This window comes from Komagataeibacter diospyri, assembly GCF_006538165.1.
GTDB classification, from domain to species: domain Bacteria; phylum Pseudomonadota; class Alphaproteobacteria; order Acetobacterales; family Acetobacteraceae; genus Komagataeibacter; species Komagataeibacter diospyri.
This window is the reverse complement of record NZ_BDLU01000048.1, coordinates 31,537-51,225: the sequence shown is the minus strand read 5'-3', so window position 1 is coordinate 51,225 and position 19,689 is coordinate 31,537. Positions and strand designations below refer to the sequence as shown.

Below are 19,689 nucleotides of genomic sequence, written 5' to 3'. Positions count from 1 at the left end.
GAGAACTTCTTCTGCAAGCTCAAGGAGTTCAAGCGCATCGCCATGCGCAGCGAAAAAACAGACAGATCATTCGAAGCCATGATCTATCTCGTTGGCGCAATCATCAATTCAAGATAATTCCCAACAGGCCCTGAAAAAGGCGACACCCAGGAATTTTTCATGAAGACCTATTATAGATCAATGCTTTGGAAAACAGATCAAGGATAACGGCTTAGAGAATGTTATGCATATTTATGAAGTATAGTTTCGAGTGAAGGCATGAATCATGCGAAACAGACGACATGAATACTTTTTAGTATTAAGGCATGGCGCGCGTAATTCTTGACGAACCTGCGACAGCGTGTGGCCATGCGAAAGGTTGTCCGGTGTGGTGCGCCACGGACTTCCGGAGCGGGTCACATAACGCAACCCATTGAACAATCCGCGCAATGCGTGATGTCGTTGTTCTGCATCCTCATGCATCAGGATCAGATACGGGACAACCAGAGATCATTCTTTATCTGATACGTCAGGGGGATACGGTTTGCGTGCAGGCGTCATCCTGCACTTCCCCCATCACGAATTCAAATATGATCGATTTACAGGCATGACAATCGATCCTGCCTTGTACCAGACGGTTACACACAGTCATGCTGAAGCCGAACAGGCCGGAAATAGGGGAAGTCCTGTATCCAGAATACAAGACAATTCAGGATATGTGGATACTTCCCCGATAATCGTTAGATGCTTCAGAAGTTGTAATGCAGTTCACAGCCAACCCAGCGCGGCGTCTGGATGTACTGCGCACGGTTGTTGTCGCTTCCGGTAAAGGAATAGGTCGTGCCCTTGTTGTTCTGCAGGTTATCAACATATACGGCGGCAGTCCACTTGCCTGTCTTGGGGCCAACCTCCATGCGTAATCCCAGGGAGCTGATCTTGCTGGTCTTGGCATTAGGGTCACCCAGTGCCGCCCACATGTTGTCTTTCCATGTATAGCTGGCCTGCAGGGTAACGCGATAACTGTCGATATCGATATTGTAGCGTGCGACGCCGCTCCACGAAAAACGGGGAGAAAAGGGCAACGGGGAATTGTGTGCCACCGCCGGGTCAAGGGAAAGCCCGTTAATATAATTGACCGGGCTTTTGACCTGCGCATCAAGATAGGCAAAGGAACCACGGATATCGAGGTTGGGCACCAGGTTATGCAGTGTGGTCGAAAGTTCACCACCACGGGTGCGTGCACGCGGGATCGTGCCAAGCGTAAGCGAGTTTTCGGTTGTCGTTATCGGTGCGAAGAACAGGGTCTGACGGTTGTGATATTCATAGTCGAACAGGGAGCCTTCCACCTCAAGCCTGTTGTGCAGAAGGGAAGACTTGATGCCGACTTCATATGCAATCAGGTTTTCCGGCTTGACGTAATCAAGCGCCCCGGCCGCCAGAACGGGTGCGGCAAAATAGGAACCGGCCTTGTAACCATTTGAAATCGTGCCGTATGCATAAGTGCCTGGCACAATCTGGTAGCGCAGGCCCACGCGCCCGGTAAAGCGATGATAGTCATGACGTTCATTAACGCCAGTCAGTGCATCACCTACCCGCGCATTATATGGTGCCAAAAGTCTTGGGCTATTGGCGCCAATTTCCGAATATCTTGACCCACCATTAAAACCGCGTTCGTCATAGGAGAAGCGGCCAGACGCAATGAAGTCCAGTTTCTTGGTAATGTTGGTAACCGTGTTTACATAAACGCCGGTGGACAGGTTCTGCTGAGAAAAGTGGTTGTCCAGGGCGAGCGCGCTGCTGGACTGCATGCGGTCACTGGTATAGTCGCCGTCGATCTTGTCGTATGATTCAAAAACACCAACGGTCAGATGGAAGAATTTCGTAGGATTCATGCGCAGGTGCATGTCATGCGACTGCGCTATGGCCGTATCATTCCATCGGTAGTCAGCAATATGAACGGCTGAACCGTCATAGTTGTCAGTATCGTCACGACGATAGAAATCGATGGCTGTCGTGGATGAGAAGTCACCAAAGTCAAACGCCTTGGTATAATTGACGGACAGACCCCCGCCATTCTCGTTTCGCTGGGGAACGGCGTTGCCTACACTGACCGCATTGGCTGAAGGGTTCATGCCAGTATCACCGCTGGAAACCGGCCCGATATCCTGTGGTGAGGTGGAAGTGCCCTTGTCGCGTGTGTAATGGAGGTTCAGCAGCAACGAAGACGTATCATCAATCGTAAATTTGGTCAGGTTACGAATGGCCAGAAGGTCCTGCGAACCATAGCGTGCGCCTGTTGATATGTCTTTCTGCCAGCCATCGCCCTTGACATAATTGAAAGCCAGACGGTTGGATATCCTGCTGGTGATCGGGGTATTGATGGCAAAGCGGCCACGGTTGGTATTATAGCTGCTGTAACCCCATTCCGCATAGCCACCGAATTTGTCGGATGGTTTTACAGACTGGATATTGATGCTGCCACCAGTGGTGCTGCGGCCCATGTCAAAGCCCTGTGGGCCTTTTTCCGTGGCAACGCTTTCAATATCAAGCATCTGACCGGTGTAGAATACGGGGAAGGGGGCGAATACGCCATCCAGATAAATACCAATCCCGCCCATGTTGGTGCCGACATAGTCATCCAGACCAACACCACGGATGGAGAAAATGGGCGCCGAGCCGGATACGGCATTCGTTGCCGTCACACCTGGCGTGAACGCTGCAATATCCTTCGGGCTTTCAAGGTGAAGCGAGCGCAGTTCTTTCCCGCTGATCGTGTTGACCGTACCGGGCGTGGCCAGATAACGCTGCGCATGTGACCGGGTCACTGTTATCTGTTCGGGCGATGCCTTGGGAACCGCCGCACCCTGACGGCGTGGCATGGCAGTGGAATGGTGTGCGGCGATATGTTTCGTATCAACCGATTGGGCGCTGGCAGGTGTCGTTGCGGCAACGGCCAGCGGTGATGTCGATGCCAGCAGCAGGCAGGGCAGGGCGGGCAGACGGGCATATGTCGGGACCGCAGCCAGAAGACGGAAGGAATGACGTAAAAAATATAGTTTCATGCCGATATTCCTGTTTCATTCCCGTTAAACCGATCCCTGGGGCGCAAAAAAACCCCATTTATCTTGCTTTGATTCTTACAATAAGGCGTCTCGTGTATTGGTTTATAAGAAGCCAAATCACACTTTTTATTATCTGTATGTAATGGATCGAAAGCCCAATAATGTGGCGGATGCAAACGCGTAAAAGTCATATAACATATTGATAATTATGAAAGTTTAATTCTGAGTTATGCGCGGGATGCTGCTGTGTGAAAGGGCAGGAAACAGCTTGGTTTTTTTTTGATGTTGCCTGACTACAACATCCTGTGAAACACGAAGACACATCTGGTGTTTAGATCCAGTCATGGCCTGATCCGGTCTGCTGCTGCGCTGTGGATGACGATGAGGAACGATATGGCTGTTTTCTGGTATGCGGTGGCGACAGCACGCCACTCCATTGTGCATCGCAGGTTCATGTGGCGCTGTCTTGCCCCGAGGGGAACCGCCTCAATCAGGGGGCAGATCGCCCATGTTTCATCAGAAAGCGCCTGTTCCGCTTCTTTCTCTCTACAGGAAGGATTTCAGGTCATGACAGGCCCCGCTTTGTAATATGCAAGGCATGCCCTTCAGTAGGAAATCATCTGGTCGAGGAAATCCCGCGCGCGTTGTGTCTTGGGGTTTGTAAAGAATTCGGCCGGTGGCGTGATTTCCAGAATCCGCCCCTTGTCCATGAAAATGATCCGGTCGGCGATATGGCGCGCAAACCCCATTTCATGGGTGACACACAGGGTGGTTATGCCCTGCTGCGCCAGGTCATTCATGATCGCGACCACACCTGAAATCGCTTCGGGGTCCAGGGCCGCGGTCGGTTCGTCAAACAGCATGACCTCGGGCTGCATGCACAGCGCGCGCGCAATCGCCACGCGCTGCTGCTGCCCGCCTGACAGCTGGATGGGATATTTATTGGCCTGTTCGGCAATATTGACCTGCTTCAGAAACCGCATGGCCATTTCTTCCGCACTGGCGCGCGGGGTTTTCTTGACCAGGCGCGGGGCCAGCGTGCAGTTGTCCAGCACGCTCAGATGCGGGAACAGGTTGTAGTTCTGGAACACCAGTCCGACGGTCGCGCGCAGTTGCGTAAGGTCGGTCTGCGCATTGATGATCTGGCCATCAATGCTCAGGATACCGCTGTCATGCGGTTCGATGCGGTTGAAGCAGCGGATCAGCGTTGACTTGCCTGAACCTGACGGGCCCAGCACGACAATCTTTTCCCCGCGCTGCACATCAAAGCTGATCCGGTCTAGTGCGATGAAATCCTTGTATAGCTTGCTCAGGTTGCGGACTGAAATCATGGCCGACGGGTCGGGCATGGTCTTGGGATCAGGATTCATTTGCGGTCGCCTTGTGACGGTCAGCCCATGCAAAGCGGCGTTCAACACGTTTTTGCAGGAACAGGAAAAAGAAAACCATACCCAGATAGTAAACCAGCGCCGCGGCGTAATACTCCGTGAATTCGAACGTGCGCGCCACCTGGATCTGGGTCACCGCCAGCAGCTCCTGAAGCGAGATGACCGATGCCAGCGACGTAGTCTTCAGCAGGCTTATGAATTCGTTGATGGTGGGGGGCAGTGCAATGCGCAGGGCCTGCGGGAAGATGACATGGCGGTATACCTGTCGCCGCGACATGGCCAGCGCGTCCCCTGCCAGTTCCTGTCCCTTGTCCACCGCGCCAAGGGCGGCGCGGTTGATTTCGACCTGATAGGCGGATTCATTGATCGACAGTGACAGCCACGTGGCCAGAAAGGGGGTAAACCATGCCTCGCGGAAGATCGGCAGGAACTGCGGCAGCGCATTCCATATGAACAGCAGCTGCAGCAGTGTCGGCGCGCCACGGAATACTGACACATATCCCTTCAGTACCATCTTGAGCAGCGAATCCCGCCCGTTCAGTGCCAGCGCCATCGGAATCGAGATCATGATGGCGGTAAAATGCGACAGGACGGCTACCGCCAGCGTGATGAACGCGCCGCGCATGAAAGCAGTTGATGTCAGCGCGGAGAAGAACGTGTCCCACCGGAACATGGGAGCAGGCGGCGTGCGGGTCAGCGCCTTTGCCGCATCGGGGGAGATGGCCCATTTCTTCTGGATCGCGGCCATCTGCCCGTTCTGGCCCATGGTGGCGATGGCCTGTTCCAGCAGTTCGCGGTCATGCGCGTTCTTGCGGATGTACAGTGCGAAATGCCGGTATTCGGGATAGGGGGGCACAAGGATGACGTTGACCTTCCCGTGCAGCTGTTCCTGCCGGTAGTACAGTTCCACATCCTGGCTGGCGAAGGCGAAGACACGCCCGATCAGCACCTGCTGCACCACCTGGTCCTCGGTCGGGTACTGCTGGATGATGATGGGTGCGCGACCGGCCTGGACCAGTGCTTCATTTTCCTTTGCCAGCCGTGCGCTGTAGCTGGTACCCGACTGCACGGCCACCGTCTTGCCCGACAGGTCGGCCATGCTGGACAGAGGTGGGGTCCCGGCACGCGCCACGACCACCAGCGCCGTGTCCTGATAGGAGACGGCATCGAAATTCTTCTCGCGGTCCGGCAGCTTTATGATGCCACTGGCCACCATCGAACACCGCTGCGCCGCAAGACTGGGGAACAGGCCGGTAAAGTCCATGGTCGTGACGACCATGGGCACATGCCAGTATTCCGCCAGCCGGTGGGCGATATCCATATCGATCCCGTCCACGGCGTTGACGTCGGTGCCGTTCACGAATGTCATCGGTGGCAGGGTGGGGTTGGTGCAGACTGTCAGCGTACCATCATGGATGAAGCCGGGCAGGTCGGGATCGGCGGCCTGCGCACTTCCCGCAATGGCCAGTACCCCCGCAAGGGCGGCTGCCAGTGCGCGGGGCCGGAAGCGGAAAGAACAGCGGCGCATGAACTGCGCCATGGAATGGGTCATACGGTGTGCTCCACGGGGGTATGGGGCAGGAATCGAGGGTGGAAAACCATCTGTGTGGCGCCCGCGCTAGCAGGCTTCTTCCAGAATGCGGCGGAATATATCGATCATCAGCCCGGTTTCGGGCGATGGTCGGGCAATGAAGTAGAAACCCGTAACCAGTTCCAGCCCCCCCAGCGTGATGCGGCGCAGCAGGCCGGATCGCAGCAGGGGCTGGGCAAAGGGTTCAGGCAGAAAACCGACATAACTGCCCGACAGGATCAGCAGAGCGCGCGAATCAACGTTTTCGGCAGCTGCGGCAAAGGTCAGGTGGGGACGTATCCCCTCCCACATGGGTGACGATGCGGCGCCCGATACCTCGATCATGCGATGCTGGGATAGTACTTCGGGGGTGATCTCGTCTTCGGGCATGCTGAACAGCGGATGGCGCATGCCGCAGAACAGGTGCAGCTCCTCCCGGAACAGGGGGGTCGCGTGCATGTTGGGCAGGTGGCGCGGGTTCAGCATGATCCCGGCGGAAGCCTGCCCGTTCAGTACCGCGAATTCCACCTCCCGCGAGGATGCGGAACGGATGTCGAGGAACACCCCCGGATGGCGGGTGGTGAAGATTTCGATCGCACGGACCAGCGCCGTTTCACCATGGATCTGGATATTGTCAGGCACGTACAGGCAGAACCGCCCCGACAGGGTGCCGCTGGCTTCGTTGATGCGCTGCTGGAAACGCGCGATGTCGGAAAACAGGGTGTTGGTGGCTTCCATGACCATCCGCCCTTCAGCCGTCAGCGCAAATCCGCTGCGTCCGCGCATGCACAGCCGCAGGCCAAGGCGGTTTTCCAGCGCCGAGATGTCGATGCTGATGGAAGACTTGCTTTTGCCCAGCGCCACTTCGGCGGCGGCAAACCCACCATGTTCGGCCACCGTGCGGAACACGCGCAGCAGGCGCAGGTCCACTTCGGCGATCTGGCCGTGAAAACCGGCGGCCTTGCGGTGTGGCGCCTTGCGGCGCGCGCCGTTGCCCGGACTTGATGTATGTTCTCGCGTCATGCAGGATCGATTCACCAGGTATCAGACATGGAACATGCCGTGCCGCCATGCTGGCAACCGGAATTATTCCTGTATAAGAACATAGGCAGGCGTTTGTCCCTTCTCATTGTCGGAAATGGCCAATTCGTTGTCAGCTTTATCCATATTTATCCATAAACCGCAACGATGGACAGGTGGAATGATTATGTGTGGCTGTCAGGCGAAAAGCGTAAAATACTGATCTGGAAATAAAAAATGTCTGGCATGCGCGGCTGCCGCATCCCTGCGCGGATGATGGTAATGGTAACAGGATGTGCCGTTTGCCAAGATTAATGAAAATACAAAGTAAACTATGGACCATTGATATTTGAACGTCTGCGCCCCCCGCTATCTTTCGGGAAATACCCTAGTGTATTCAGTTATGTGACAAGGATTAAAGGCAATGGTCGCGAACCGCTGGTTTATTGACAGTGAAACCGGGGATCTGGCGGATGTGCTGCTATGTCCCCCTGATTATTATTCCTGGATTCCCAGTAATGATATCGCCATCCAGAGCATGGCCAACGGTGCGCAGATTGACCGCGCCGCGCTGAATGCGCAGTTCAGGGAACTTGTCGCCACGCTGGAAGGCGAACAGGTCAGCTGCCATTTCCTGACCCCGCACAAGGACATGCCGTACGAGGTGTACACCCGCGACAGTTCCCAGACCACGCCGTTCGGCACTGTCGTCACCAACCTCGCCCGTCCCGAACGTACGGCGGAAATCACGCCGATCCATGAATTCTACGGCAAGGACGAAATCTGGAAGACCTGCACGAAGGGCCATATCGAAGGCGGTGACATCCACATCATCCGTCCCGGCCTGCTGGCGGTTGGCGTCAGTGGTGGCCGTACGGATGAAGCCGGCGCCGCCGAGTTCATAAGCTGGTTCGAGGAAGCCGGCTGGACCTGCCGCATGATCCGCTTCCCCGAACATTTCCTGCACCTGGACGTGATCTTCACCATGGTGGCGGAAGATCTGGCCATCGCTGCGGTGGACGTAATCGCCGACGAGGATCTGGACTGGTTCCGCGCGCAGGGCATCCGCCTGCTGCCGGTCAGTTACAAGGAAGCCATGCGGGACATGGGCTGCAATGTCCTGTCGCTGGGTCGTGAACGCGTGGTCAGCCCCCATCATTGCACGCGCATCAACCAGATGCTGCGCGCCGAAGGCCTGACGGTGCTGGACCCGGAACTCAACCAGTTCTCGCAGGGTGGTGGCAGCATCCACTGCATGACCATGCCGCTGCGCCGCAAATCCCTGAAGAAGGACTGACCCACCGTATGGGGGCAGGCATGGTCGTGCCTGCTCCTGACATGTGCGGCATGGTCCCGTCGCGCGGTCAGGCACGGCACGTCCTGCCGACCTGATGCATCCCTGGCCAATTGCGCATCGTCCGGCGTCATTCAACGGAGAGACAGACCCGTGGGTATGGAAAACAGCATCTCGATCGATGGCTCGCAGCTATGGTCCGACCTGATGGAAACGGCACGTTTTGGCGCGACCGCGCGTGGCGGGCTGCATCGTCTGGCGCTTGGAGCGGATGACCTGAAGGTACGCGAATGGTTCGCCAGCACATGCCGGGCGCTGGGGTGTGAGGTCATCCATGATTCCATGGGCAACCAGTTCGCACGCCGTCCCGGCACGCAGCCTGACCTGAAGCCGATCATGATTGGCAGCCATCTGGACACGCAGCCGACCGGCGGGCGTTTTGACGGGATTCTGGGTGTGCTGGGCGGGATTGCGGTGCTGCGCGCGCTGGAAAACGGTAAGGTCCAGACCCGCCACCCGATTGAAGTCGTCAACTGGACGAATGAGGAAGGCGCACGCTTTACGCCCCCCATGCTGGCATCCGGTGTGTTTGCCGGGGTCTTTACCGAAGACTATGCCCGCAGCCGTCCCGACCGTGACGACATCACCCTTGGTGAGGCCCTGACACAGGGCAGGCAGGCGGGCGCGCAGCCCTGTGGCCAGCATCCCGCCGCCGCGTATTTCGAACTGCATATCGAACAGGGGCCGGTGCTGGAGGCCGAAGAAAAGACGATCGGCGTGGTGCAGGGCATCCAGGGCATGCGTTGGTACGAAGTACGCGTCATGGGCCGGGATTCCCACGCGGGCACAACACCCATGACCATGCGTGCCGACGCCATGTGGGCTGCCGCCCGCATGATCGATGCAGTGCATGGTGTCGCGATGTCCCATAAGGACGGTCTGGGCACGGTCGGCATTGTCGACTGCCAGCCCGCCAGCAGCAATGTCATTCCCGGAAACGTCATGTTCACCGTTGACCTGCGCAACCCTTCCGACACTGTCCTGGAAGCGATGGAGCAGGATTTCCGTGCCCGGATCGCGGCATTGGCCGAGGATTGCGGGGTTGAGGCGATCGTGTCGCCGGTATGGAATTCAGCCGCCGTGCATTTCGACCCCACCTGCGTCGCCTGCGTGCGTGAGGCAGCGGAGGAGGAACGTTATTCCATGCGCGACATCGTATCCGGCGCCGGGCATGACGCCGCCTATATGGCGCAGGTGGTGCCAACCGCCATGGTGTTTGTCCCCTGCCTGAACGGCATCAGCCATAACGAGGCTGAAAGTGCCGAACCGGTGGATGCGACAGCAGGTGCGAATGTCCTGCTGCATGCCGTGCTGCTGGCCGATACCCGGATTGACGCGGCATAAGAACAGGTGCGGCGGGGTTATTTCTTCAGCCGCACCATGACCACTTTCGGGTGGTGACCGACCCATTCGACATCGACAATACCGGAATCGGTTATCAGATCGCTCAGGCGCGTATAGCCAAAGTTGCGGGCGTTGAAGTCCGACGCCTGCTTGGCCAGATGCGCACCGATCGATGCGAGGTTGGCCCACCCGTCTTCATTCGATGATGCATTGATGGCGTTGCGCAGCTTGTCCAGATCCTGTTCATCCAGGGTCTGCACTGGCTGTCCCGAGGACAGGCCACGGGACATGGTCCGGTCTATCCGGTGCCTGTGCGTTTCCACGTCATGCGTGGCGTGGTGGTTGAGGACATCGAAATAGACGAATTTGTCACATGCCGTAATGAAGGGACGTGGCGTCTTGCGTTCCCCAAACCCGTAGACCGTTACCCCCTGTTCACGGATGCGGGCGGCAAGGCGGGCGAAATCGCTGTCACTCGATACAATGCAGAATCCCGCAAAACGCCCGGTATACAGCAGGTCCATCGCATCAATGATCATCGCGCCATCGGTGGCGTTCTTTCCGGTTGTATAGGCAAATTGCTGCACGGGCTGGATTGCGTGTTCCAGCAGGCATCCCTTCCAGCCGTTCAGGTTGGGCTTTGTCCAGTCGCCATAGATGCGCTTGACACTGGCCACCCCATAACTGGCGATTTCTTCCAGCAGGCCAACGATGATCCTGGGGGATGCGTTATCCCCATCAATCAGTAAAGCGAGTGCCTTTTCAGAATTGTTCTGCATCCTGCCCTTCGGAAAATCGTGCTCCAGCCGCTGGTCAGATACAGGCTGCCGACCTGTCGGGCAAATGACGTGATCCCGCTTTTCACCCATCATGCCTTTGGTGGCGTACATGCCTAAGTGTACTTTGGAAAATTCCTATTTACACATGTGACCACGGCGGTTGATCGTCGTTGCGTAAACATATCATTTCGCGTCTATTGAGGGGGTAGCTGCATTACATGATCCGTGCCTCGATCCCGTCCGGCTTTCCCATCTGGTCCACACTGGGGGGCACCAACTGATGCAACTGGACATATTCAAGACGCTGTGGGGCGATATGCGCCCATGGGACCAGCCTGTTACCGATATGCGGGCGGCCGGTTTTGACGGGATCGAGGCACGGATCCCGTCCACCGTGGCGCAGGCAACTGAATGCGCACGGATCCTGCGGGGCGAAGGTGTACCCTATATCGGTATCGCCATGACCGGTGGCGGCGTGCTGCCGCGGCAGGCCGCCAGCGTGGATGATCATGTCACTGACCTGCGTGCCATACTGGAACGCGCAGTACCCATGTCACCGCGTTTCATAAACGTGCTGGGCGGCAATGATCGGTGGAATGCGGCCCAGCAGGTTGAATTCATTGCACGGGCACAGGAGGTGGCGCGTGACACCGGCCTGTTGTGCAGTTTTGAAACCCACCGCGCGCGCATTCTGTCCAGCCCGTGGATGACGCTGGATGTCATCCGCCAGCATCCCGATGTGCTGTTTACGACGGATATCAGCCACTGGGTCGTGACCTGTGAGCGCCTGCTGGATGACCCGCTGGATGATTTCAGCGCCTTTGTCAGCCGGGTGCACCATGTGCAGGCGCGTGTGGGGTATGACCAGGGGCCGCAGGTGCCCCATCCGGCAGCCCCCGAATACCAGCCTGCCCTGCGCTTTCACCAGCAGTTCTGGGAGAAGGTCTGGCTGTCCCAGATGGCACGGGGCTACACCACGACGACCCTGACCCCCGAATGCGGGCCGGATGGTTATCTGCACACGCTTCCCTTCACCAACGCCCCCGTGACCGATCTGTGGGGGCTGAATGTGTGGATGGGGCAGACGGAACGTCAGCATTTTCTGGATTTCATCTCGACCAAGCAACAGGATCACGCGTCATGACGTCCACCAAACAGGATACGGTAATGCCCGGTCACGTTGAGACCTTTACGTCCATTCCCGTTGTCAATATCGCGGGGTTGTACAGTCCCGATCTTGCCAGGCGTCAGGCCGTGGCGGAAGAACTCGGGGCGGCCGCGCGCAATGTGGGCTTTCTCTATATTTCCGGCCATGACGTGCCGGATGCCGCAATCGCGGGCGTGCGCAGGGCCGCGCGGGATTTCTTCGCGCTGCCTTACGAAGAAAAGATGAAATACTACATCGGTGCGTCCGCCACGCATAAGGGCTACGTGCCGGAAGGCGAAGAAGTTTACAGCAAGGGCCGCCCAGACCATAAGGAAGCCTTTGACATAGGTTTCGAGGTCCCGGCGGACAACCCGCTGGTCAAGGCTGGCACGCCACTGCTGGGGCCGAACAACTGGCCTACGGTGCCGGGTTTCCGGTCTGAGGCCGAAGCCTATTACAAATCCGTTTTCGCGCTGGGCCGCACGCTGTTCCGTGGCTTTGCCCTGGCCCTTGGGCTGCCGGAAACGTATTTCGATGACCTCGCCAATTTTCCGCCTTCCAAACTGCGGATGATCCATTACCCATATGACGCGGATGTAAAGGATGCGCCCGGTATTGGTGCGCATACCGATTATGAATGCTTCACCATCCTGCTGGCGGACCAGCCGGGGCTGGAAGTCATGAACGGCAATGGCGAGTGGATCGATGCGCCGCCGGTACCCGGTGCCTTTGTGGTCAATATCGGCGACATGCTGGAAGTCATGACGGCAGGTACGTTTGTCGCCACCGCGCATCGCGTGCGCAGTGTCCCGGCGGAACGATATTCCTTTCCCCTGTTCTATGCCTGCGACTATCATACCAAGATCCAGCCGCTGCCAGCCTTCGCCAATGGTACGCAGGATTACGAGACCATTACCATCGGGGAACACATGTGGGCGCAGGCGTTGCAGACCTACCAGTACCTTGTCCGTCGCGTGGCGGACGGGACGCTGTCGCTGCCCACGGGCGCGCGCAAGGTGGCCACGTTCGGGCATTTCAAGCGCACAAAAAATGATAAGGCCTGACCCCGTCACGGCGGTCAGACGTTTGCTACAGGATGGGATTTTCCGACATCATGTCTACTTCACCGGTTACATCATCTGCCATGACCGAGCAGGCCCTGCGTGAGGACCTGGCTGCAGCCTATCGCCTGATGGCGCATTTCGACATGACCGACCTTGTCTATACGCACCTGTCCGTGCGTTTGCCGGGGGACCGTCATGCCTATCTGGTCAATCCCTATGGTCTTCTGTTCGAGGAAATTACCGCAAGTTCCCTGGTTGTTGTGGATGCGGACGGCCTGCCCAGACAGGAAACGTCCTGGCCGATCAACCCGGCGGGTTTTGTCATCCATTCCGCCATCCATCGCAGCAGGCCGGATGCCGCCTGCGTCATGCATACCCATACCATCCCCGGTATGGTGGTGGCGGCACAGGACCGGAACATCCTGCCGCTGAACCAGATCAACATGGAATTCTACGGCAGCGTCGGCTTCCATCCCTACGAGGGGATCGCGGCGGATGATAACCTGAGCGAGCGCGAACGCCTTGTGCGTGACCTTGGTGACCGTAATGCGCTGATCCTGCAAAACCATGGACTGCTGACCGTCGGCACGACCGTCGCGCATACGTTCTACCGCATGTATTACCTGAACCAGTCATGCAAGATCCAGATCGCGGCGCAGGCGACGGGTGTGCCGTTGCACGTTCCATCCGAGACACAGATCCTGCGCGCAAAGAAGCAGTTTGATGATGATCCCGATCAGGGCAGCCTGATCTGGCAGGCCCTGCGTCGTAAGCTGGATCGCGAACAGCCGGATTACAAGAACTGATGCAGTTTTTTAGAGGATGTTGAAAAACAACTATTGAAAAACAGTTGTAAAAAAGTTTTCGGGTGCCGCCTTTTTGAAAAAATTCCTGACCCAAAACGTCCTTATGATTTGTGGGCTGTTTCAAACAGTCTTGTGGCTGCAGGTTATTGCGGCAGATAAACAGGTCACGGTGACAGGCCCGCAGGTCTTTATGGCCTGCGGGCCTGTTTGCATGATGCCATGTATGGCCTGTCAGGCGGCTCAGGAAGAAATGGATAAGGCGACCAATCGCATCATTTTGCAACCTGTCCCAATAGCTAATGATTGCCGGGGAAAGAGACAGTGCACAAAGGCCAGGCAAGGCCGTTCCAGAAAGTATTTCAGGAAGTGTTCATGAAGCCATGAAGCAGGTTTTGGTGAAGCTTTTTCCCAAAAGCTTCAGGAAACGCTGCGTGTTTGGAACAAGGTAGCGCCCAAAAAATTTTAATACTTTTGTCAAATGCCAATTACGGAAGAATATTTAAACCAGTCTACGGAACAGGATTTCCAGCGCATGGTCATGATGTCCGTCGGGTCTGCGAGCTGCGGGGAAAGTCAAGAATCCCGCAGTCTCCTAAATAACATGCTGATATTAAAGACTTTTATAATCCTGACGTGAAGGAAATTGTAGAAGACCTTCGTAGAAAATCAAGACCTTTCTGTCAGAAGGCTTCCTGTTTCAACGCCTCAAAAAGACTGGTCTGGCGAGTAAACTGGTTTTTCTGTTGCATGGACTGAACACGCCTGACCAATGTGGCTAAAGACACACCAGCAATGGAAGACGCATGTCTGTAGCTTTTCCCAGAGGCTAAAAGGTCCAGAGCATGTTGCACCTTTGCAGAACTGGCTTTGGGTCTGCCTATGGGACGACCAGTTTTCGTTCCATATTTCTGAGCATGGTCTATGCCACTTCTAATGCGCTCATTAATGGTTTCACGCTCATTTTGAGCAATGACCGACATCAGCAGATAACTGACACGGCTTGACCTGTCTGACGTATCCACACCCTCTGTCAGACTTCTGACTGTTATCCCTTTCTGGTCAAACTCTTCCAGCAATCGTGCAAGATGGGCTGTTCGTCTTCCAAGCCTGTCCACCTTCCAGACAGTCAGAACATCCCCCCTGTTTAACAGAGACAGCAAACTGTTTAACTGTGGCCTGTCTTCTGTTGCACCGGAAATGACATCCATGAAAATTCTTTCTTTTGGAATCCCGGCTTCCAGCAATCGACTGACCTGCATATCAGTAGATTGGTCTCTGGTGCTGACACGTGCATATCCATAAATCATTGCACACCACCAAAGACATGCAGGGCTGTCACTCTGTCTGCAAGGAAATAGCGGGCCAGATAATCTCCCCATGCATAATCATCAGGAAAGTAGCTCTTCAGGACAGAAGCACAGCTACAATCAAGGTCACGATTGAAATAGGACAGGTGATTTTTGCCATCTCCCTTTATGATTTCAATGTCTCTTAAAACACCTTCCAGAAAAGCTACTATGAAAACGGATAACTGGTCTTCACCATATTTTTCAATAATCTGTGGAGCGAGCACGTCCAGAATATTCTGGATGCCATCAGAATGATATAAATCTAATAATTTATAGGCTTGGTCTTCTATCGTGCCTTCAAGCTTGTTGCTTTCGGGATATACCGGGAATTCACGCAATGCGGAAATATAGGCTTCCTGCATTGTTTTTGTAATTTTAGAGGATTGCAGGAATGTCCTGTAGTCTTTGACATATCCTGGTGCGATGTCATCAAACCCTTCAACAGGTGAAAAAATATGATGGATGGTCAGCTTTCCAGTGCGGAATGTAATTTCACTCATAAAATATCTCCTTAAATTGTTAATCAGGGATTATTTTCTAAAATACTTTTGAATATACAATATTGAATACGATTTTCCCTTTGTATTTAAATGATAAGGGTTATGTATTCAAAAAGTCAAGTTTTTGAAACAGTATTTATTTAATTATTTTAAATAAAATAGATTTATTTCCAGTAATCGTGTCTTTTTAATTTTTGGCACTCTCTCACAAGGAAGAAACTCTGTTTCTGACTTGTCACGCACAAAGCAGGGGAACAGGAGATTTGTAAAATCTCCGGCGTGCGTATGGTGCCTAGATTTTTAAAATATTCTCATGGCTTTCAGCCTCTGAATTATTCTGTTTCACCCATGTCATGGCGTTATTTGTTTCCTGAAGAATTTTCGCATTTTCCGCGTCCATCTTTCTGTTCTGCCAGTCGATGAATTTGTTTTTCAGATAGTCCGCACTTTTGGAAACCATCTGTGTCAAAACATCCTTTCCATGCAGGTTCAGAAAATACTCAAACGTAACAGGAATCCTGTTCTGTTGGACATGTAACTTCTGATAATTCCTGTAGGATGCCCTGTATAAAAGGAAGCTCTGGAACAGGACATTTTCCTGCTGATCATCACTCATCATGTTCCATGTCGCATCACTGATGGGAGCAGGAAGCCCAAAATTCATGGCAATGGGATAAGGCTTGTTTCTGATAGTCACAGACCCACCAAAAAACAGGCTTAGGAACAGTTCCACCAGCAAAAGCAGAATGTTGCTGTCAATGCTGTTGTTGCATTGGTCCAGCCAGTATTGCTGGTCTTTAAGGTTCTGATAGGCTCTGCGATAAAAATACCAGTCTTCCTGTTTTGCCTGTTTCAATCGTGCTTTTATGTCCCTGATATAATCCGGAGTAATCAGAATAATATGGGATAGACTGGCAACGTGGGTGACGCCTCTGTTCAGCTTTCCAGTGCTGATAGCCTTTGCAAAATTTTCCCCTGTGATGACAGGATTTGAACCTGTTGCTGTGCGATGGTTTCGAGCAACTGCTGTATCTGGTCGATGGGTGAGGGTTTGTCTCCCACTTCTGCCAGTAAGCCCAGGATTTCCTTTGCTGTGCTGTTGGCTCCAGAGGCTTCCTGATAGGTCTGTTGATAAAGAGTGATTCTGTTTTTCTGTTCGTTTTCCTTCATGATTTTTCTCCTTTTTTGCATTTGAATAGAGGGGTAAATTAATATGATTAAAGTAGGTTCTGGCTTGTTCCATGGTCATTTTCAGAGGACGTTTATGTCCACTGGCTTTTGAGCCAAGATTGACCAGCCTGTTAAAGGCATGAACGTTACCTGACTGGTCAATCACAACAGGACCTTTCTCGCCCATATAGATACGACAGTTAAATTGTGCCAGTTTTGCCATGAGTAATTCGGGTTTGTATTTTTTACAGCCAGTCAGAACAAGACGGGCAAGACCAGCCTTATCAATATGGGTGCGTTCCTGTTGAGCACGTTCCTGGGGTTTTAATCGGGCTTTAGGTTTCTGGATGTCCCAAAGTCCTGCATCTCTTAAACGTTGGGCTTCTGCTGTCTTGCCTTCTGCCTCCAGAGCTTTGATGACAGCACGATTATGGGCACCCGGTGTGATGGTTTCCCCTGTGCGAAGTTTAGCCAGTCTGTTGATTTTCTCGCGTCTGGCATGGTCATTGTCCATGCGAAGACAGGAGCCCGATGGAAGGAGCAGGGAATAAACCCTGTGTCTGTGTTCCCTGCCATGTTTGACATGGATGGATTCAGAGAAGGGCTGTTTCTGGAGAGAAAATTCTTTCTCGTAGTCCTGCCAGTAGGCTTCCCATTCCTGAGCCGTCCAGTCTTTCGCAGGGTCTGCGTGAACATGGTAGAGAGGTTTGGAGTGGCTGGCATAGCGTCCAATGCTGGTAAGCTCTTTAATCTGGTCTGTAATACCCTGCTGAACCAGACCACGTGACGCGCCTGCAAAGGTGGCATCATTCTGCTTTTTGTCATCGCGGAGATGACGCCAGAGGTTATACCCTCCCTTGCCTCGGGTGGCTCCCCCTATCATCCATGTCTCTCAAGCTTTCTGTGTAGGGTATCGAGATTGAGCACAGCCTGACGCACATCAGGAATAAGCTTCTCGGCTTCCTCATGCGCCATGACATGACCATCCTGACGGGTTTTGATGGCATACTGAACCAATGCCCCACACAGTTCAGCCGTGCTTTCCCTGAGCCTGTAGAGTTCCTTGATGTATTCCGGCCTGGGTGGTGTGCGTGGACTATAGGCTTTGACTGGCTTGATCCTCTGATATGTATCAGAGGGAGAAAGAGCACCTGCCATACACTCACGCACAAGACTGTTGGCTGTGATGTCACGCTGTCTGGCATGGTTTGTGATGCTCGCATATTGCTCATCATCCAGACGAACCAGTAACGATTTTTTCAGTTTTCTTTTTTCACTCATGCAATGGGTCTCCTGCTTAAATGGGGGTCAACGGGGGAAAAGCATTTTCCCCCTTGCCAGCTACCAGAAGACGCGAAGCGGATACTGGTATGGCTGGCTATACTCAAAAGATAACAAAGGAGATGGCAAACAAGATAAGAAAACAGACAATAAGAAGAAAAGGTATTTTCCAGGTATAATGCAGGTGCTTTTTATAAAATGTGTTTCTTGTCTGGAAACTTAAACAGCGTTGTGTGTTGATGAAACATTATAAAAATAGAGAAACAGTCAACATAAAATACTGTTGACTATGAAGGGGAAAACATAAGGAAAGGTCAAGCGGGAACGCTATTGACTGCTTCCTGATTTTTCTGTTGGCGTGACTTCTTGCGAACAACCTTGCTGACAGCATCTTTCAACGCATAGGCATGGTTTTTGAGTTCTGCGAGGTCTTCAGGATTGTCCTGGATAACATCCAGCAGGGTTTCAAGGTCTTTGAAGATAACAGGAAGCTTTGTGACCTGACTTCTGACACGTTCCCTGTTTACGGCTTCACTGGTGACACGCCACCATTCCAGAACCTCTGCTTTTTCCTGCGTGGTGCATTTATCCAGAATGTCACGGGAAACCATGGAATAGTAGCAGGGGAAAGAGCCAAGAGTTTCCTTGATGGCTCGTTTCTTTTCAGGGCTGTATGTCCAACGGCTGATTTCCCATTTGGGTCTGGCTTTGTTCTCTAATAATCGAAATTGCATGATTAAAATCTCCTTATAAAATGACTGAAAAACTCCTTGTGAATTTTGTCTGTTTGAATGGTGAAGGGTAAGGGAATTAGCGTTTCTTTTTTGTGATTTCCACGACAACAGGGGCTTTCTGATGTGAAGCCTTGGGGAGCGTCAAAGTTCTGCGTTCCGGCTTCTGAGCATCAGCCTGTTGTGTTTTCTGCTCCTGTTCCTTGGCCTGTGCTTTTTTACGCTTTTTATTTTCCATGGAATGAGCAGAAAATATGCCCCCCATCCGGGAAAATATTGAACAGCCATTGTTTGTCAGAGCCATCCAGATTGGCTTTGTAAAACGCTAGTTTGTCGTTGCTGACATAGCAATACATCTGCTTTCCATCATCCAGTGTGACGCAAAACGTCTTGTCAGACTTACCCCCCTCTGGTGATGCTTCAAAGAACGTATTGCCTTCATTCAGCACCTTGCGTTCCTGAAAATTAAGAAGACCAAACGATGTAAATAATGATTTTTTGGCTTTTGCCATAATATTCCCCCTTTAAATTACGTTGCTTTATTATTATATAATAACATTATATTAAACATAAAATCAAGTATAATGTTAATCTATGCTTGTAAATATCGTATTTTATTATTTATGTTAAATGGTTGTTATGTTTTTTGTGAAATGGTCAACAGAGTTTTGTGTTGACTATGAGAAGAAAAAACAGCGCGTTACTCAACATAAAATGCTGTTGAGCAATGGAGATAAAAAGGGAAAACATCCCGAAATTGAGAGAAAACCAATGTTCTGAAATGATTCCGGTATATCCATTACGCGGGATAGCTTGGAAAACACGACATAAGACATATGGAGCAACGAAAAACCTTTAAGGGGTAGGATTATATGCCTGAAGGGTAAAATGTTTATGATGTGGCAATTCTGAGCATTGTCCATAAAATGTGTGGTTATATGTAGGGAGTGCTGAGTCTCACACAAAAGCCAAATCGACATTTTGGTCAAAAAATTGAAAAAATCCCCCCAGACCCCCGGTCACTATGTGACCTAAGATTAAACCTTACTTCACTAACGTAATGGGCATCGCTTCGCTCATTGCCCTGATTTATTCTTTTCACACGTGAGACACTTGTTTGTTGACTGTTCCTTTTAGTCGCTCCG

Annotated in this window: 17 protein-coding genes and 1 pseudogene; 6 read left to right on the top strand and 12 right to left on the bottom strand. The window is 53.0% G+C overall.

The annotated features are described in order from the left end of the window. Positions 1–117: pseudogene (locus MSKU9_RS18105) on the top strand (IS5/IS1182 family transposase); the annotation flags it as partial. Between the two features lie 611 nt (positions 118–728). Here the strand turns inward: MSKU9_RS18105 and MSKU9_RS10740 are convergent. The 4 genes from MSKU9_RS10740 to MSKU9_RS10725 all read right to left on the bottom strand — a co-directional run bounded on the left by MSKU9_RS10740 (position 729) and on the right by MSKU9_RS10725 (position 7,022). Then, positions 729–3,041 carry a TonB-dependent receptor gene (locus MSKU9_RS10740; RefSeq protein ID WP_141261452.1) on the bottom strand — a complete coding sequence of 771 codons (2,313 nt, stop codon included), beginning with the start codon at positions 3,039–3,041 and terminating at the stop codon, positions 729–731. Positions 3,042–3,646: 605 nt separating this feature from the next. Next, positions 3,647–4,411 (bottom strand): amino acid ABC transporter ATP-binding protein, encoded by a 765-nt coding sequence (locus MSKU9_RS10735; RefSeq protein ID WP_141261451.1) that lies wholly within the window; start codon positions 4,409–4,411, stop codon positions 3,647–3,649. Further along, positions 4,401–5,981, bottom strand: coding sequence for an ABC transporter substrate-binding protein/permease (locus tag MSKU9_RS10730; protein WP_141261450.1), 1,581 nt, complete (start codon positions 5,979–5,981; stop codon positions 4,401–4,403). Before MSKU9_RS10730 ends, MSKU9_RS10735 begins: the two co-directional genes overlap by 11 nt. Positions 5,982–6,047: 66 nt before the next feature. Then, a complete protein-coding gene (locus MSKU9_RS10725; protein WP_141261449.1) occupies positions 6,048–7,022 on the bottom strand; it encodes a LysR family transcriptional regulator in 975 nt (324 codons plus the stop codon). A 421-nt stretch (positions 7,023–7,443) separates the two neighbouring features. Between MSKU9_RS10725 and MSKU9_RS10720 the strand changes: the two genes are divergently transcribed. Together MSKU9_RS10720 and MSKU9_RS10715 are read left to right on the top strand one after the other, a co-directional pair. Continuing rightward, positions 7,444–8,316 (top strand): dimethylarginine dimethylaminohydrolase family protein, encoded by an 873-nt coding sequence (locus MSKU9_RS10720; RefSeq protein WP_141261448.1) that lies wholly within the window; start codon positions 7,444–7,446, stop codon positions 8,314–8,316. A 150-nt stretch (positions 8,317–8,466) separates the two neighbouring features. Continuing rightward, positions 8,467–9,717 carry a M20 family metallo-hydrolase gene (locus MSKU9_RS10715; protein WP_141261447.1) on the top strand — a complete coding sequence of 417 codons (1,251 nt, stop codon included), beginning with the start codon at positions 8,467–8,469 and terminating at the stop codon, positions 9,715–9,717. Positions 9,718–9,734: 17 nt separating this feature from the next. On the opposite strand, the gene MSKU9_RS10710 is transcribed toward MSKU9_RS10715, so the two are convergent. Beyond that, positions 9,735–10,496 carry an NYN domain-containing protein gene (locus MSKU9_RS10710; RefSeq protein WP_141261446.1) on the bottom strand — a complete coding sequence of 254 codons (762 nt, stop codon included), beginning with the start codon at positions 10,494–10,496 and terminating at the stop codon, positions 9,735–9,737. Between the two features lie 280 nt (positions 10,497–10,776). On the opposite strand from MSKU9_RS10710, the gene MSKU9_RS10705 reads away from it, so the two are divergent. From MSKU9_RS10705 to MSKU9_RS10695, 3 genes are read left to right on the top strand one after another with little or no spacing between them, the layout of a single operon-like run. Then, positions 10,777–11,640: a sugar phosphate isomerase/epimerase family protein gene (locus MSKU9_RS10705; RefSeq protein ID WP_141261445.1), complete on the top strand. Its 864-nt coding sequence runs from the start codon at positions 10,777–10,779 to the stop codon at positions 11,638–11,640. Beyond that, entirely contained in the window at positions 11,637–12,707 is a 1,071-nt protein-coding gene (locus tag MSKU9_RS10700; RefSeq protein WP_141261444.1) for an isopenicillin N synthase family dioxygenase, read from the top strand. The genes MSKU9_RS10705 and MSKU9_RS10700 overlap by 4 nt, the downstream gene beginning before the upstream one ends. 50 nt (positions 12,708–12,757) lie before the next feature. Next, entirely contained in the window at positions 12,758–13,513 is a 756-nt protein-coding gene (locus tag MSKU9_RS10695) for a class II aldolase/adducin family protein (protein ID WP_227002465.1), read from the top strand. Positions 13,514–14,193: 680 nt separating this feature from the next. On the opposite strand, the gene MSKU9_RS10690 is transcribed toward MSKU9_RS10695, so the two are convergent. The 7 genes from MSKU9_RS10690 to MSKU9_RS10665 form a co-directional block, all read right to left on the bottom strand. Beyond that, complete coding sequence (locus tag MSKU9_RS10690) at positions 14,194–14,820, bottom strand: recombinase family protein (protein ID WP_162515734.1); 627 nt, start codon at positions 14,818–14,820, stop codon at positions 14,194–14,196. Beyond that, positions 14,817–15,362, bottom strand: coding sequence for a hypothetical protein (locus MSKU9_RS10685; protein WP_141261442.1), 546 nt, complete (start codon positions 15,360–15,362; stop codon positions 14,817–14,819). The genes MSKU9_RS10690 and MSKU9_RS10685 overlap by 4 nt, the downstream gene beginning before the upstream one ends. 292 nt (positions 15,363–15,654) lie before the next feature. Then, entirely contained in the window at positions 15,655–17,415 is a 1,761-nt protein-coding gene (locus MSKU9_RS10680; protein ID WP_141261441.1) for a hypothetical protein, read from the bottom strand. Next, entirely contained in the window at positions 17,412–17,813 is a 402-nt protein-coding gene (locus MSKU9_RS10675; protein WP_141261440.1) for a hypothetical protein, read from the bottom strand. The genes MSKU9_RS10680 and MSKU9_RS10675 overlap by 4 nt, the downstream gene beginning before the upstream one ends. A 314-nt stretch (positions 17,814–18,127) precedes the next feature. After that, positions 18,128–18,547: a hypothetical protein gene (locus tag MSKU9_RS10670; protein ID WP_141261439.1), complete on the bottom strand. Its 420-nt coding sequence runs from the start codon at positions 18,545–18,547 to the stop codon at positions 18,128–18,130. 76 nt (positions 18,548–18,623) lie between these two features. Then, a complete protein-coding gene (locus MSKU9_RS18100; RefSeq protein ID WP_162515733.1) occupies positions 18,624–18,782 on the bottom strand; it encodes a hypothetical protein in 159 nt (52 codons plus the stop codon). Continuing rightward, a complete protein-coding gene (locus MSKU9_RS10665; protein ID WP_141261438.1) occupies positions 18,772–19,056 on the bottom strand; it encodes a hypothetical protein in 285 nt (94 codons plus the stop codon). Before MSKU9_RS10665 ends, MSKU9_RS18100 begins: the two co-directional genes overlap by 11 nt. Positions 19,057–19,689: the final 633 nt, after the last annotated feature.

What these genes read in the sequence shown, in the direction of transcription:
- MSKU9_RS10740 (WP_141261452.1), bottom strand. Translation starts at nt 3,041, where the DNA reads ATGAAACTATATTTTTTACGTCATTCCTTCCGTCTTCTGGCTGCGGTC.
- MSKU9_RS10735 (WP_141261451.1), bottom strand. Translation starts at nt 4,411, where the DNA reads ATGAATCCTGATCCCAAGACCATGCCCGACCCGTCGGCCATGATTTCA.
- MSKU9_RS10730 (WP_141261450.1), bottom strand. Translation starts at nt 5,981, where the DNA reads ATGACCCATTCCATGGCGCAGTTCATGCGCCGCTGTTCTTTCCGCTTC.
- MSKU9_RS10725 (WP_141261449.1), bottom strand. Translation starts at nt 7,022, where the DNA reads ATGACGCGAGAACATACATCAAGTCCGGGCAACGGCGCGCGCCGCAAG.
- MSKU9_RS10720 (WP_141261448.1), top strand. Translation starts at nt 7,444, where the DNA reads ATGGTCGCGAACCGCTGGTTTATTGACAGTGAAACCGGGGATCTGGCG.
- MSKU9_RS10710 (WP_141261446.1), bottom strand. Translation starts at nt 10,496, where the DNA reads ATGCAGAACAATTCTGAAAAGGCACTCGCTTTACTGATTGATGGGGAT.
- MSKU9_RS10705 (WP_141261445.1), top strand. Translation starts at nt 10,777, where the DNA reads ATGCAACTGGACATATTCAAGACGCTGTGGGGCGATATGCGCCCATGG.
- MSKU9_RS10700 (WP_141261444.1), top strand. Translation starts at nt 11,637, where the DNA reads ATGACGTCCACCAAACAGGATACGGTAATGCCCGGTCACGTTGAGACC.
- MSKU9_RS10695 (WP_227002465.1), top strand. Translation starts at nt 12,758, where the DNA reads ATGTCTACTTCACCGGTTACATCATCTGCCATGACCGAGCAGGCCCTG.
- MSKU9_RS10690 (WP_162515734.1), bottom strand. Translation starts at nt 14,820, where the DNA reads ATGATTTATGGATATGCACGTGTCAGCACCAGAGACCAATCTACTGAT.
- MSKU9_RS10685 (WP_141261442.1), bottom strand. Translation starts at nt 15,362, where the DNA reads ATGAGTGAAATTACATTCCGCACTGGAAAGCTGACCATCCATCATATT.
- MSKU9_RS10680 (WP_141261441.1), bottom strand. Translation starts at nt 17,415, where the DNA reads ATGATAGGGGGAGCCACCCGAGGCAAGGGAGGGTATAACCTCTGGCGT.
- MSKU9_RS10675 (WP_141261440.1), bottom strand. Translation starts at nt 17,813, where the DNA reads ATGAGTGAAAAAAGAAAACTGAAAAAATCGTTACTGGTTCGTCTGGAT.
- MSKU9_RS10670 (WP_141261439.1), bottom strand. Translation starts at nt 18,547, where the DNA reads ATGCAATTTCGATTATTAGAGAACAAAGCCAGACCCAAATGGGAAATC.
- MSKU9_RS18100 (WP_162515733.1), bottom strand. Translation starts at nt 18,782, where the DNA reads ATGGAAAATAAAAAGCGTAAAAAAGCACAGGCCAAGGAACAGGAGCAG.
- MSKU9_RS10665 (WP_141261438.1), bottom strand. Translation starts at nt 19,056, where the DNA reads ATGGCAAAAGCCAAAAAATCATTATTTACATCGTTTGGTCTTCTTAAT.